Origin of the sequence: Actinomyces glycerinitolerans (assembly GCF_900098745.1) — a bacterium.
Taxonomy (GTDB): Bacteria; Actinomycetota; Actinomycetes; order Actinomycetales; family Actinomycetaceae; genus Actinomyces; species Actinomyces glycerinitolerans.
In genome coordinates, this window is the sequence record NZ_FQTT01000016.1 from 57612 (window position 1) to 70623 (window position 13012).

Below are 13012 nucleotides of genomic sequence, written 5' to 3' on the forward strand. Positions count from 1 at the left end.
TGAGCGCGCGGGCGGGGTGAGCCCGCTAGCTTGCGGACCTCGGCGCCTCGCGCACGCCTTCCCCGTCCATCACGAGCTTTTGCACCCTGGTGTGCGGCAATTTCCCACACACCAGGGTGCAAAAGCTCGTAGCAGAGGGCGGGGGCGCTATCGTGCGAAGGAGTCGGCCAAGGGCGGGAAGCCGGCCCAAGGACGGGAGGACGCATGCCCCTGGAACTCGTATTCGATCGCGTGGGCTTCGCCTACGGCGGCACACGCGAGCGCGTCATCTACCGGGACGTTGCCTGTCGGCTCGCGGCCGGGCGGCTGTACGCGGTGATGGGGCCCTCTGGTTCGGGTAAGACCACCCTGTTCCGCCTGATTACCGGCGAGCTCGAACCGGATACCGGAACGATCGAGCTGGCGGGCACCGGCGGTGCCCGGCGCGTGTCCCAGGTCTACCAGGACTATCGGCTGGTCCCGTATCTGAGCGCGGTCGAGAACGTGAAACTGGCCCAGGAGTTCGCCTCCGCGGGTGGCGGCGTCGGTACCTTCCCCGACGCCGCCGCACTGCTGGGCAGGCTCGGGCTCGCCGGGCAGGCCGATGCGGCGGTGAGCAGCCTCTCGGGTGGCGAGCAGCAGCGCGTGGCCATCGCCCGCGCGCTGGCCACCGCCCCGCAGGTCCTGCTCGCCGACGAGCCGACCGGCGCGGTCGACGAGCAGGCCACCCGGGAGATCGCCCGGCGCTTCGCCGAACTGGCTCACGACGACGGCCTGCTGGTGCTGGTGGCCACGCACGATCCGGTGGTGGCCGGATACGCCGACGTGGTGCTGCGCATTCACGACCATGACCTCGTGGCCGAGCCGTCCACGGCGGGTGCCATGACGGGCGGGGCCCAGCGGTGAGCCGCCTGCAGTTGCGGGTCATTACCCGCTCGGTGCGTGCGCGCCCGGGACTATTCACTGTGGCGCTGCTGCTATCCGGCATCCTGGCGCTGTTCGGCTCCCTGCTGCTGAGCGGCAGGGCCACGTTCCTGGCCACCGTGGAGGCCGGGGCGCGCGCCGAGTTCGGCGGCTACCGCTACCAGGTCAGCGGCGACAGCGACGAGCTGTCCGAGCGCATGCGCGCGCTGGCGGACGAAGGCCAGGCGGTGGCCGTGCTACGCGCCAGCGCAGCCCTGAGCGGGCCGCAGGCCGTCTCCGATGCGCAGGTGTCCGTGCTGAGTGGGCCCTCCCGCACCGGCGTGCTCGCGCAGGGCGCCTATCCGCGCGCCGACGGCGAGGCCTCCATTTCCGCAGAGGTCGCACGGCGCACGGGCCTGAGCGTGGGCGACCGCCTGGAATTGACTTCGGAGGATCTTCCCGAAGGCACAGCCGAGTACACGGTTACCGGCATTACCCGCAATCCCGCCGCGCCGGATGAGCCCACGGCCGTCGCGGTATCCGGCGAGGTCCTGGATGCCGGCGCGGCGATCTCCTCCTGGCTCAGTGACGCCGACCCGTGCGAACAGATCGGGGTGGGTAAGCAGTGTGGTAGCGGTGCGGTAACGGTAGCTGGGGCCGACTATGCCGTTCGGTCTGCCGTGCAGGAGGTCAACTCCCGGCAACTGGCCGGGTTTCCGGTGCTGCTGGCGCTGCTGCTGCTGAGCGCCGGCACCGCCTGCGGCGCAGCTCTGGCCGCGGATCGGCCCCATGCCGGTCGCGTCGCCGAGGCGCTGCGGGCCGCGGGGGCGACGCCACGTCGCGCAGCGGTGCTGGCCGGCGCTGGCATGCCGCTGACGCTGCTTGTGGGCAGTTTTCTCGGGATCATCGCCGCCCAGGTGGCCCTCGGCCTCGGGCACGCAGCGATCGGTTCCGCGCTGGGGCAGTACTGGGACGGCTACCGCCCGGCACTGTTGCAGAGCGGGGGCCTGATCCTGGCCTGGCTGCTGCTCGCCGCCGCGGTGGGGGCACTGCCGGGCCGGCTGCGCCGCTGGTCGGCCGACACCCGGGGCGCGGCCTGGCACCTACGCCCCGCTTACGGGGTGGCGCTGGGCGCGGTGGGCGTGATCGCGGCGGTGGTGCTCGTCTACCTGCGCGTCGCCGAGCCCCACCGCGTGCTGACCGGTCACATCCTGGGTGTGATCGTGGGGGCGCTGGCCGCCCCGGTGCTGCTGCTCAGCCTGCCGTGGCTACGGCGCACGCCGACGGCGGGCGCGACCGTGCGCCACTGCCTCACGGTGGCACTGCGCGTGCTCATGGCCACCATGATGTTCACCGGCTTCGCCGCCTTCTACAGTGCGAGCCTCCACTTCGCTAACGGGACCGATGGGCGAGAGGATCAGACGCTGACGGTGGAGAGACTGACCGCGCAGGACGTCGCCGTGCTTACCACCACCTACCCGCAGGCCATGGAGTCGGCGCTGGTATTCACCGAGTTGCGTGAGGACCAGCGGCGGCCGCGGGTGGCTCCGGCGGGAAAGTCGGACTGCACCGACGCCATGTGCTTCACCGCCCTGGGGCTCATTGCGCTCGCGCCTGAGGATGGGCCCGCCTCCGCACTGGCCGGCACAGCGGCAACAGAGTTGCTGGACGGCGGTGCCGAGGACCGGGCAACGCGCGTCTTCTTCACTCTGGCCACGGACCAGGTGGAGGAGACCGCCGAGGTGACGGGGCTGTCCCCGTCGAATCTGCTGGACAGCCAGTGGCTGCCCGACGTGGTGCTCGCCGCCGACGACCCGCAGGTGGAGGCGCTGGGGCTGGAGCCATCGAACGTGCGCACGATCTACCTGCCGGAATTCGGCTCCCTGCCCGACGATGAGCGTGACGCCTTCCGCAGCGACGTCATCACCCGCGCCGGCTACGCCTTTGTAATCGAGCCGGACTCGCCGGAGCAGCGCCAACTGATGCGGCAGGCCCTCGCCCTGCCGATTGCGGCAAGCCTGGTAGCGGTGATCGGCCAGGGGCTGGCAGCGATCACCTTCCTGGGGCGGCTGCGGCCCGTGCGCCTGCAGGCGCGGGACCACGGCGTCGGCAGGCGCGGGCAGTGCGCCCTGGCGGTGCCACTGAGCCTGAGCGTGGTGGCGTGCACCGCGGTGGCGGCCCTGCTCGGCCGCTTCGGGGCGCAACCGACGCTGATAATGAACAATCCCCTGGTGACCGGCTCCTTCGGCTGGTGGTGGGCCATGCCCATCGCGGCGTCCGTGCTGGTGGCCCTCGGCCTGCTGGTGGCCGCGGCCCGCACGCCCCGCAGCCAGGGCGACGATTAAACGGGCGCCTCGCGCACGCCTTTCCCGTCCATTCAGAGCATGTTGGCGGGGTTTGGCGGGGTGAGCCCGCTAGCTCGCGGACCTCGGCGCCTCGCGCACCTCGGCCAGCCACGGGCAGCGGCGGCGCAGTAGGTGCTCGAAGCGCGCATGCATTGTGATCACGGCCGCCGGGCAGTCCCGGCAGGCGCCCTCCAGCGCCACCTCGACGACGCCGTCGGCCACCGCCCGCACGGTGAAGGAGCCGCCGTGGGCCGCGGCGATCGCCCCCACCGGCCCGACGGCGATCTCCCGGGCCGCCGCCTCCAGCGCCTCGTCCGGCCCCACCCCGACGGCGCCCGCCGCCGGCTTCCACGCCCCGGGTGCGCCGAGCGCGTCCACCAGGGCGGTGCGCACCCGGGCGCCGTCGTCCCGCCAACTGCGGCCCTTGCCCAGCAGCGTGAGTACCGCCCCGGGCACCACCTCAATGCCGGCCAGGGTGCCGTCGTCGAGCAGGGTCTGCAGCAGGCGCGGGGCGCGGGCCACGGTCCCGGAGAAGTCCAGCAGTCCGTCGGGGATCACCCAACGCAGCACGGCCGGGTCTGGGGTCGCCACGGGATGCGTGGGGACGACGCTCATGGCGGCTCCTTTCGGTGGGTTGGCGTGCGGCTGGACGATCCTGCCGTGCCGGATCGCTGCACCCTGGTCTCCCCGCGTACGGCTTACTCCGGTGCAAAGCGCAGGGTGGCGCTGCGTGATGGCGGCAAGAGTCGCATTTGTAGGTAGTTCGACAGTACCTGCTCACCACCAACGCGGAACGCCGCAGACAGACGCGCCTCGCGCAGTTCAGACACGTTCACGTGCTGCCAATCGATAGGGTGACCCACACGTGTCGCGAGTCGGTCGATGTAGGCACTCTGTGAGCGGGTGTTGCCGTCGCGGAACGGATGACAGAATGTCAGCGTCCCCCAGCGATCCGCGAGCCTGTCAGCAAACTCCTTCTCTGGAAGACCTACCAGATAGTCTTCTTCCACAAGCCGATCGAACAACGCATCAAGATACGGCTTGTAGAATTCCGATGGTGCGTACTGGAACGGCGTACCGCCCGCCCCAACCTCGTCTCCTACCTTCCGCAGTTCGCCCGCCCAATCCAGTACCGGGCTCATGAAACGCCGATGAATCGAGCGAAGATAATCAAGGTCGAGCCGATCAGGGATCGGCTCGAGCTGCAAAATCGCCCACTCCGCCGAGGCACTGATGTTCATCGCCCGATCGACACCGGCCTGCGTGATCAACCCAAGCTTGTTGCGGAGTACTCCTCCGCTTCCAGGGATCGTGTAGCGGTCGTCCTCAGCCACGGCCGGTAGCACACTCGTTCGCGCCAAGTTGCGCCAACGCATCCCGAACTTCTGCGCGCGCCGCCTCCGGCGACAGCTCGCCCGTCAGGATCCGGCGCGCGCGCCCCATGTCCTCCTCATCCGGGAAGTGACCAGCGAGCTGCTGGCCCTTCTCGATCAACGCGAGCGACTGCTCAACATCAACAATCGGAACAGTCTTGACAACCATCTCGAGGCTCCTCTCCTGCGCCCAGGCTACCGTCTTGAGTACAAGGGGCAAAGGACGAGTCCGGGCAGTTTCGGTGCGGCGGATGTGCGGCCTGGCCGCGCGGGCTGAACCGATCTCAGTACGTAGCTTCTACCGATCTCGGCGAGGGGGGCGGGGCCGGTGGCGCCGGTTCCGGGTCAAATGAGGGCGGCCACCACGGCGTGGGCGATGGCGCCTGCCACCCACGCGAGCACGAACAGGTAGCCGTAGGCGATCGCCGACCACTTCCAGGTGCCGGTCTCGCGGCGTATCGCCCCGGCGGTGGCCATGCACTGCATGGCGAAGACGAAGAAGGCCAGCAGTGCCGCGACCGTCGCCGGGTTGAACAGGGGCTCGCCGGCGTGGGCGACCAGCGTGTCCTCGGTGTAGGTCATGGCCGCCAGCTGCGCACCCGGCTCCTCCGGGTCCCCGGCGGCCGCGATCTGCCCGAGCGTGGCGACCGCCGTCTCCCGGGCCACCAGGGAGGACATGACCGCCACATTGATGCGCCAGTCGAAGCCCAGCGGCTCGAACACCGGCTGGATCGCCTTGCCAATGGATGCCGCCAGTGAGGAGTCCATGGTGTAGCTGGTGCGTTGGGCGTCCAGCAGCGCCTGCAGCTCCTCGGGGTCGTTTACGACCGCGCCGTCGTCGTCCAGGACCGTGGAGGAGGCGGGGTCGGCCACGGCGGCGGCGATCGGCGCGCACTCGGCGCTGGTGTCGCAGTGGGCGGTGAACTCCGCCTCCGAGCGGGCGGGCACGTTCAGCCCCACCCACACCAGGATGGTGGCCGCCAGGATGATGGTGCCCGCCTTCTTCAGGAAGCCCTTGCATGCGTCCCACACCATTAGGGCCACCGTGCGGGCGCGCGGCAGCCGGTAGGGCGGCATCTCCATGTAGAAGGGCAGCAGCACGCCGTCCCGGTCGGTCAGGCGCTTGACCACCCGTGCGGCCAGCATGGCCGCGACCGCCCCGGCCAGGTACAGGCCGAACATGATCGTGCCCGCCGCCCCGAACGGGCCGATGCGCTGGCCGGGGTCGACCAGCAGGGAGATCATGATGATGTAGACGGGCAGGCGCGCCGAGCAGGTCATCAGCGGCGCCGCCAGCATGGTGGCCAGACGGTCCTTGGCGCTGGGCAGCGTGCGGGTGGCCATGATGCCGGGGATGGCGCACGCCAGCGACGACAGCAGTGCCACGAAGGCGCGCCCCTCCAACCCCGCCCGGCTCATCACCCGGTCCATGAGGAAGGCGGCGCGCGACATGTACCCCACGCCCTCCATCAGGGCGATCAGCAGGAACATGATGGCGATCTGCGGCAGGAACACCAGCACCCCGCCGACGCCGCCGATCACGCCGTCGGCCAGCAGCCCCGCCAGCAGCGGCGCGGGGCCGTCCAGCCAGGTGTGGACGGCGTCGCCCAGGAGTCCGAAGCCGGCCTCGATGGCGTCCTGGAAGGGGGCGGCCCAGGTGAAGATCGCCTGGAAGAAGGTGAACATGACCGCGAAGAACACCAGCGTGCCCCACAGCGGGTGCAGCAGTACTCGGTCGACGGCGGCGGTGCGCGAGTCGGGCACGGGGGCGGTGTAGTCGGCGGCGGCGAGGATCGAGGTCACCCAGGAGGTGCGCTCCGGGCCGCTGGTCGGTGGCGCGATGGGGGCGCGCGACCAGTCGCGCCAGGCGGAGAGGGTGCGGCGCAGCTGCGGGATGCCGGTGGTGCGGTTGCCGATCACCCGCACCGCGGGCACGCCGAGCGCCGCGCCCAGGGCCTCGACGTCGAGCCGGCCGCCGCGGCGAGTCAGCTCGTCGGTCATGGTGACTGCGAGCGCGGTGGGCAGGCCCAGGGCGAGGGCCTGCGCGACGAAGCCCAGGGAGCGGGACAGGGTGGTGGCGTCGACGACGACCAGCAGCGCGTCGGGCGGGGCGACGTCGTGGCAGTGGCCGGTCAGGACGTCGTGCACGACCCGCTCGTCGGGGCTGATGGGCTCCAGCGAGTAGGCGCCCGGCAGGTCCTCCAGGGCGAGGGTGAGCGGGTCGGAGCCGGTCTCGGCGGCGGAGAGCTCCAAGGCACCCAGGGAGCGGGAGACCGTGACGCCCGGATAGTTGCCGGTCTTGGCGCGCAGGCCGGTGAGCGTGTTGTAGATGGAGGTCTTGCCCGCGTTGGGGGCGCCCGCCAGGGCGATGCGGGCGGCGGCGTCGACCGGGGCGGAGGACGCGGAACCGTGGCAGGAGGGTTCGTGGCAGGAGGGCATGTCGATGGGCGTACCTGTCTGGCCCGGGGCCGTTGTGGTTTCGACGGCGGTGCTCATACGGCGGTCTCCGGTGCGGCGGGTGCTTGTGAGGCGGGCTCCGATGGAGAAGCGGGCGCGGAGGCGGGCGCCAGGACCTCCACGGACACCAGCGCGGCGTCGCGCCGGCGCAGGCTGAGCTCATAGTCGGCGACGTGGTAGACGGTCGGGTCGCCCAGGGGGGCGCGGCGGCCCACTGCGACCTCGCGGCCGGGCTCGAAGCCGAGGTCGGCCAGCCGCCGGGCGAGGGCCTCGCCGCGATCGGCGGAGACGGCGGTGATGCGGGCGCGCGTGCCACGAGGCAGGGTGGGCAGGGAGACGATCGAGGCTGCGGGCCCAGATGATGTTGTGCTGGCCGTGGTCGGTGCGGCCATGTCTGGCTCCTTGGTCTTGGTGACGCTCACGGTGCGGGTCAGTAGGTGCCGATCGGCCGTGCTGACCGGGCGGGTCGCGGTGTCGAGCGGGCGCTGGCGCCCGCCTGCCGAGTCAAAGATAGGCTGTGGTAAACAGCAGCGGAAATCCTGTGACCGGGGCCATGCCTGGATGTGTGCCTGTAGGTAGCGCCGGGGATTTCGTTGTGGTGGCTGCTTTGGTGGTCTCGCGGTGAAATGTGGCGAGCGTCACGGGTATGGACCTGGCGTGGGTGTTATGGGGTTGTTATCGTGACAGGTGTGGAGGATGTTTCCCTGGAGGCGCGTTTGGCGCGGATTCGTGCGGATGTGGAGCGGTCTCGGCGGGATGCGCGGGCGGCTGCGCGGATGCAGGAGCGGGCTGAGGGTATCCGGGCTCGGGGTGTTTCGCGGGGGCGTGAGGTGCGTGTGGAGGTTGATGTTGCGGGCCGGCTGGTGGGGATCACGTTCCTGCCCGCTAGTGAGGGCTTGTCTTTGCGGGGCCTGTCGGAGGCGGTGATGGCGGCTTTGGCGGATGCGCGCCGGCGGGCGACCGAGCAGGTGCGGTTGGTGGTGGATGAGACCCTGGGGGCGGACTCGGCTCTGGGCCGCCGGGTGCTGGAGTCCTACCAGCAGGACACCACCGGCGGTGGTGCCGGTGGGGGCGCCTCCCGGCCTGCCGGGGGCGCGTCCGATGGTGGCTCTGGTGGTGGGTCGGGGCTGGTGGGGCCGAATGTTATTCGTATGCCGTGGGAGCGTGAGCAGGGCCGGTGACGCCCCTGGTGCGCTGGGGCTGGACTTGGCTGGGGTTGGCTGAATGTTTCTGGAGGAGTGTGTTTGTGATGGGAGTTGATGGCTGTGAGTGTTGGTGTTGAGGTTGATACCGGTGTGCTGCGTTCGGGTGGTGGTGATGCCCTGGGGGTGGCTGACGGTGTGGACGTGGCGTTGGATGCCGCGGGTGTGGCGCTGGCGGGTGATGCGTTTGGGGTGATGTGTTCGCCCTTGTTTGTGCCGGCTTATGCGTTGTTGTCTACGGCGGTCAATGGTGCGGTTGCTGGTACGGGTGAGAGTGTGGAGGAGGCGGGCATGGATCTGCGCACTGTGGCGCAGGAGTTGGATGAGACCGACGCCGATGCTGCTGCCGGGGCCCGGGCGCTGAGCGGCTGGTAGCCGGCGGCCCCGGCACTGGGGCGTCGCTGCTGTTCCTGAATTCGTAGCTTTATTGGAGGGTCCCTGTGAATAAGTACTTTGAGTTGATGGGTGATCCGGCCACCGGCCAGCCCATCACCACCAGCACCGCCAGCACCACTGCGACCGCGACCGCCACTGCGGCTGCTGGTAGTAGCAGCAGCTTCGGCGCCGGTGGCGGTGGTGGTTTCGGCGGCGGTGACGGTAGCGGTGTGGGTACTGGTGGTTTGCCTGCTGGGGAGTACGGGGGCGGTACCGGTGGTTACGCCGGTGGCGGGTCGTCTGCCGGTGGTGGTAATCCGTTGGTGGCGCAGGCGGAGGATTCGTCGACGGGGTTGTCGGGTCTGCGTCTGGTTGAGGATGGCCAGGACGTTGTTGATGCGTTGAAGACGGATTCGTGGGTGGATGATGCGCTGGCGGGTTTCGGCACGGTCGCGGACACGGTCGCTTTGGTTGCTGATCCGATCGGTGAGGTGCTGGGCAGTGCGATTGGGTGGGCGATTGAGCACCTGGATCCGCTCAAGACCTGGTTGTATGAGCTCACTGGTGATCCGGGTCAGGTGACTGCGGGTGCGGACACGTGGGCGAACATCGCCACCAAGCTGGATGCGTGCAGCGTGGATTTGACCGACTCGATCCAGGTGCGCCTGGGCGGGCAGTCCTCCGAAGCGGTCAATGCGTATAAGTCTTTTCAGACGGATAACGCGGCCCGGTTGTCGTTGGCGGCTTCCCTGGCTGGGGGTATCTCCAAGGGGTTGACGGTGGCGTCGGTGATCGTGCAGGTCGTGCATGAGATGGTGCGTGATGCGATCGCTGATGTGCTGGCGAAGCTTGCCACCAAGCTGGCCGCCACCGCCCTGACTGCGGGGGTGGCGGCTATCTGGGCGGTCCCCTCCCTGGCGTCGGACGTGTTCAAGTGGGCTACCCGGTTGGAGCGTGAGGTCACCGCGGTGGTCAGGTCCGCCTCCAGCCTGGGGGACGTGTTCAAACGCGCCACCACGTTAATGGACAACCTGTCCGACGGGCTGAAGGGCCTGGGCCCCCACCCCGCCATGGCGAACATGGGCCCGGTCCCGCACACTCCCCGCACGCCCAGCACGCCCCGGGCCGGCCGAACCCCACCCCGAGCCGGAGGCGGTGGTAAAGGCGGCAGCGGCAAGGGCGCCGGTAAAGGCGGCCAGTCGCCACGTAGCCCGCAGCCCAAACCCCAGCCCAAAACCGTCGACCCGAAGCCCGTGATCGGCGGTAAGAGCAAGAGCGGGCCATCGCGGAATAGCCCTAACGCAAAGTCCCAAGCTGCTTACCGGAGAGCGCAAGACGCAAAACGCCAACTGCCGAAGACCGAAAGGAACAGGACAAAGGCTGTTTCATCCGACCACAACAAAACATTAAGCGGATGGGGCGGCAATCGCCCTTCCGAATTCCATAAGCCGAATGTCGACGAAGTGCTTGCCAAGCAAAGAGAAATCGGGCATCCGCCGGTGGACATGGGCGGCAGAGATCATGGCGTTTTAGGTCAGTGCAAGGCTTCGCACGCCGAGCGCCAACAGTCTCTCATCGCCAAGGAACCGGACATTGGCGTCTCCAAAAACATCTGCCCTGACTGCATGGGATACTTCCGAAAGCTTGCAGCATACGAAGGGCGCGAATGGCGCGTCACGGACCCGAGGGGCACTTGGCTGTTTCGTCCGGATGGCAGCGTCGTCAAACCTTAACGAAACAGAGGTGCCGTAATACGTCCTTGCGCATAACATGCCTCACTCAAGGAAGGTGAACTCACATGATCGACACGACTGTCCTCAATCGGGAAATATCTGCTGGTAGAACCGCGCTTTCTTCAAGCGACGAGGCAATCCTACCGCTTGGTGTGCGCAGACGTATTTGGGCCGCAATGCAGGACCCTGACGACGATGACGCCACTTATCGGCGTCGTGTAGAGTTGGCGATTCTGTGCGTCAAGCGAGTCCAGCACATCTGGGACCGGGGGTTCCCTGGTGACGCAGGGGTTAGCGAGATGCTTACGCTCGCACAAGAACTCGTCAACGAGCAAGCCGACCCAGAGCAGGCGGAGTGGCGCGCGGAAACCTTTTTGGACAACGTTCTTGACAGTGTCTCGTCATTTGATGCCATCGTTCAGCCTGCCACCTTTGTGGCTGACGCCGCTTCACGTACAGTGATATCTGCCTGTTATCGTAACCCTGATTACGATACCGCGGATCCGGAAACGGACGACGATGAGCTGCTGCCAGACTCGCTTGAGCCGAGTTATAGCTGCGCTAGTGCAGCTGCGGGTGCTTTGAATTGGCAGCCGATTGAGGAGACTGATGTGGAGGCGCGTCGAGAGTTTTGGACCTGGTACTTGGATGAGGCTATCCCCCAGGTCCTTGCAGAATGACGCCAGACAGAGGCAACCGTCTTCGAAAGCGGTTTGGAGCAGGCCAGCCCGCGGTGAGGTGTCTGGGGTGAGGGGGAGAACAATCTCTCTATTCGTTCCCAGGCGTATGAGGAGCAGGTCACCGGGGTTACCGTGAAGGACTCCTATTACGTCGACGGCGTGGAGTTCGACGGTTTCTACGACGGTGCCCTCCACGACGCCAAGGGCTTCTACTACAACCTCACCAAAACCCCATTCGGCGACAACGTCATTACCGAGATGGTTGATTCAGCAAATGATTAACTTGACGCGGTGCGGGCGGTTGGCGCCAGTACGCCTATACGCTGGCATGTGGCCGAACCCGAAATGCTCGACCTGCTCAAAGACATGCAAAGCGCTGGGGATTTCCCTGCTGGGATTGAGTTGGTGCACACTCCACCGAACTTCTAAACCACGCCAGGCGCACTCAGCTTTGATATTATTAGCCGAGACAAGGAACACGGGGGAAGGGACACCTACTGATGGCCGTGAAGTGGGAGCTTTCGTTCAGGATGCATCGTCCGGGTCAGGAGGATCGCATGGAGGAGGAGGCTGCGCGGTCCTGGGAGCTGATCCAGCAGCTGCGGGGCCTGCACCCCACCCTGGACCCGTGGCGTGAGAGCGATACGTCTAAGGCGAAGGCTGCGGCGAACCCGGAGATCACGACCTTGGAGGAGTTCCTCGCTGTCATGCACGCCAACATCGAACCTGACCTGTCTGGTGTGATGTTCGCGCTGTTTTCTGGGGATGTGGACCGGGCTGACGGCGCCTCCATCATGGTAATGATTGGTGGCTGGCAGCCCGATAAGGGTCACGTGGAACTTGATTTCCATAGTAGTGAGTTCGCTGATCTGCTCGTCGGTGATGAGTCCCTGGCTGATCGCCTGGTCGCCATGGGTGCGGACATCCTGGAGCCGGAGATCGGCGCCCTTCGGCGTCGGGGGCATCCGGTTAAGGATCATCCTGAGCCGTATGACTATGTGCAGGGGTGGAAGTTGTTCTTCCCGGCCTCCTCGCCGCACTGGGCGCAGGCCGGTGCCCTGGCCACGGCCTCCTACCCCACCGCCAACGGTGCGGTGTTCACCTACGGCAGCCCCGACACCTACCCCACGATCCTGGACACCTGGCCCAGGAGCGCCTGAGCACCCGCTCCACACCCACCGACTGTGGTTCCAAAGCCCGCCCCGGGCGCTGACACGCGCCCCTGGGGCGGGCCACCCTGCCCTGTCCGGCTCCCGTCGAGGTCAAGCCCGGCAGCGCACGCTACGGAGGACAACAAGAAGCATTCGACAGCATGGTCTCGCCGGACAACCCCGCCCGGGTGACGCTGCCGGACGGACGCATCATCGAAATCACCGAGGTCGAACTCCTTCAAGCACCCAGACAATACTGATCACCCACCCCAACGACAATAGGAAGTAACCGTGAGACGTTTCGCCACATGGGACGTAGACGCCCGTTACGGGAAACAAGAAGAGTTTAAGGTTCGTCAGACTCCGGAGATGATCGCCGACGACATCGCGCATGATCTGACTTACCCGACATTTCTTACCGGGGGACCCCGCTTCGCTTTGGGTGTTTGGGAGTTACCTGATGGAAAGGACATCCGTCAGGTGCCTGATGACGATCCCTCCCGGGGTTACTACATGCAGGCGGCTGGGTCGAATCGGGCGTTGACGATCGAGGCCCGCGTACCCGACCCGGACGGGGGTTACATCCACTATGTGCTGGCCCGCGAACCCGTCGCGGACCCTGACCGGTGGGTGCCACTGTCCTGGGACAACGGCTCGCCCGAGCTCTACACCATCCACCTGCACCCCGAGGAGATCTTCACCGGCCAGCAGGCCGTGCCCGTCTTCCGCGACTACATCATCAACGCCCGTCTCCCCGACCCCCAACTACTGCGCGTAATCGACATCTGACCGGGCCAGCGCCCTGCTCAAGGCC

The 13012-nt window shown here is 67.5% G+C and carries 14 protein-coding genes; 9 read left to right on the forward strand and 5 right to left on the reverse strand.

Annotated features, from left to right (window positions below; translation table 11 throughout):
* Positions 1-204 precede the first annotated feature (204 nt).
* A complete protein-coding gene (locus ACGLYG10_RS15175) occupies positions 205-885 on the forward strand; it encodes an ATP-binding cassette domain-containing protein (RefSeq protein WP_073333868.1) in 681 nt (226 codons plus the stop codon).
* A complete protein-coding gene (locus ACGLYG10_RS15180; protein ID WP_073333870.1) occupies positions 882-3227 on the forward strand; it encodes a hypothetical protein in 2346 nt (781 codons plus the stop codon). The genes ACGLYG10_RS15175 and ACGLYG10_RS15180 overlap by 4 nt, the downstream gene beginning before the upstream one ends.
* 69 nt (positions 3228-3296) lie before the next feature.
* Here ACGLYG10_RS15180 and ACGLYG10_RS15185 read toward each other — a convergent pair whose 3' ends face one another.
* The 5 genes from ACGLYG10_RS15185 to ACGLYG10_RS15205 all read right to left on the reverse strand — a co-directional run bounded on the left by ACGLYG10_RS15185 (position 3297) and on the right by ACGLYG10_RS15205 (position 7449).
* The gene (locus ACGLYG10_RS15185; protein ID WP_073333873.1) at positions 3297-3842 is read right to left on the reverse strand and encodes a NifU family protein; all 546 of its coding nucleotides are present in this window, start codon (positions 3840-3842) and stop codon (positions 3297-3299) included.
* An 83-nt stretch (positions 3843-3925) separates the two neighbouring features.
* Positions 3926-4561: a Fic/DOC family protein gene (locus ACGLYG10_RS15190; RefSeq protein ID WP_083566020.1), complete on the reverse strand. Its 636-nt coding sequence runs from the start codon at positions 4559-4561 to the stop codon at positions 3926-3928.
* The gene (locus ACGLYG10_RS15195) at positions 4554-4769 is read right to left on the reverse strand and encodes a hypothetical protein (RefSeq protein ID WP_073333878.1); all 216 of its coding nucleotides are present in this window, start codon (positions 4767-4769) and stop codon (positions 4554-4556) included. Before ACGLYG10_RS15195 ends, ACGLYG10_RS15190 begins: the two co-directional genes overlap by 8 nt.
* A 176-nt stretch (positions 4770-4945) precedes the next feature.
* On the reverse strand, positions 4946-7096 hold the full coding sequence (gene feoB / locus ACGLYG10_RS15200) for a ferrous iron transporter B (protein WP_073333880.1): 2151 nt from the start codon (positions 7094-7096) through the stop codon (positions 4946-4948).
* On the reverse strand, positions 7093-7449 hold the full coding sequence (locus ACGLYG10_RS15205; protein ID WP_073333883.1) for a FeoA family protein: 357 nt from the start codon (positions 7447-7449) through the stop codon (positions 7093-7095). The genes feoB and ACGLYG10_RS15205 overlap by 4 nt, the downstream gene beginning before the upstream one ends.
* Positions 7450-7746: 297 nt before the next feature.
* Between ACGLYG10_RS15205 and ACGLYG10_RS16880 the strand changes: the two genes are divergently transcribed.
* The 7 genes from ACGLYG10_RS16880 (at position 7747) to ACGLYG10_RS15235 (ending at position 12987) form a co-directional block, all read left to right on the forward strand.
* A complete protein-coding gene (locus ACGLYG10_RS16880; protein WP_170866540.1) occupies positions 7747-8238 on the forward strand; it encodes a YbaB/EbfC family nucleoid-associated protein in 492 nt (163 codons plus the stop codon).
* Between the two features lie 84 nt (positions 8239-8322).
* Complete coding sequence (locus tag ACGLYG10_RS15215) at positions 8323-8634, forward strand: type VII secretion target (RefSeq protein WP_170866541.1); 312 nt, start codon at positions 8323-8325, stop codon at positions 8632-8634.
* A gap of 65 nt (positions 8635-8699) precedes the next feature.
* Positions 8700-10367, forward strand: a complete 1668-nt coding sequence (locus ACGLYG10_RS15220) for a hypothetical protein (protein WP_139241025.1) — start codon at positions 8700-8702, stop codon at positions 10365-10367.
* A 65-nt stretch (positions 10368-10432) separates the two neighbouring features.
* On the forward strand, positions 10433-11047 hold the full coding sequence (locus tag ACGLYG10_RS15225) for an Imm5 family immunity protein (RefSeq protein ID WP_073333893.1): 615 nt from the start codon (positions 10433-10435) through the stop codon (positions 11045-11047).
* A 132-nt stretch (positions 11048-11179) separates the two neighbouring features.
* Positions 11180-11329 (forward strand): hypothetical protein, encoded by a 150-nt coding sequence (locus ACGLYG10_RS16280; RefSeq protein WP_170866542.1) that lies wholly within the window; start codon positions 11180-11182, stop codon positions 11327-11329.
* A 275-nt stretch (positions 11330-11604) separates the two neighbouring features.
* Positions 11605-12207 carry a hypothetical protein gene (locus ACGLYG10_RS15230; protein WP_139241026.1) on the forward strand — a complete coding sequence of 201 codons (603 nt, stop codon included), beginning with the start codon at positions 11605-11607 and terminating at the stop codon, positions 12205-12207.
* Positions 12208-12567: 360 nt separating this feature from the next.
* On the forward strand, positions 12568-12987 hold the full coding sequence (locus ACGLYG10_RS15235; RefSeq protein WP_244542711.1) for an NTP pyrophosphohydrolase: 420 nt from the start codon (positions 12568-12570) through the stop codon (positions 12985-12987).
* Positions 12988-13012: the final 25 nt, after the last annotated feature.

Excerpts from the sequence above, each read along its gene's own strand:
- ACGLYG10_RS15230 (WP_139241026.1), top strand. The coding sequence starts at position 11,605 with ATGGAGGAGGAGGCTGCGCGGTCCTGGGAGCTGATCCAGCAGCTGCGG.
- ACGLYG10_RS15195 (WP_073333878.1), bottom strand. The coding sequence starts at position 4,769 with ATGGTTGTCAAGACTGTTCCGATTGTTGATGTTGAGCAGTCGCTCGCG.
- feoB (WP_073333880.1), bottom strand. The coding sequence starts at position 7,096 with ATGAGCACCGCCGTCGAAACCACAACGGCCCCGGGCCAGACAGGTACG.
- ACGLYG10_RS15185 (WP_073333873.1), bottom strand. The coding sequence starts at position 3,842 with ATGAGCGTCGTCCCCACGCATCCCGTGGCGACCCCAGACCCGGCCGTG.
- ACGLYG10_RS15235 (WP_244542711.1), top strand. The coding sequence starts at position 12,568 with ATGATCGCCGACGACATCGCGCATGATCTGACTTACCCGACATTTCTT.
- ACGLYG10_RS15225 (WP_073333893.1), top strand. The coding sequence starts at position 10,433 with ATGATCGACACGACTGTCCTCAATCGGGAAATATCTGCTGGTAGAACC.
- ACGLYG10_RS15205 (WP_073333883.1), bottom strand. The coding sequence starts at position 7,449 with ATGGCCGCACCGACCACGGCCAGCACAACATCATCTGGGCCCGCAGCC.
- ACGLYG10_RS15175 (WP_073333868.1), top strand. The coding sequence starts at position 205 with ATGCCCCTGGAACTCGTATTCGATCGCGTGGGCTTCGCCTACGGCGGC.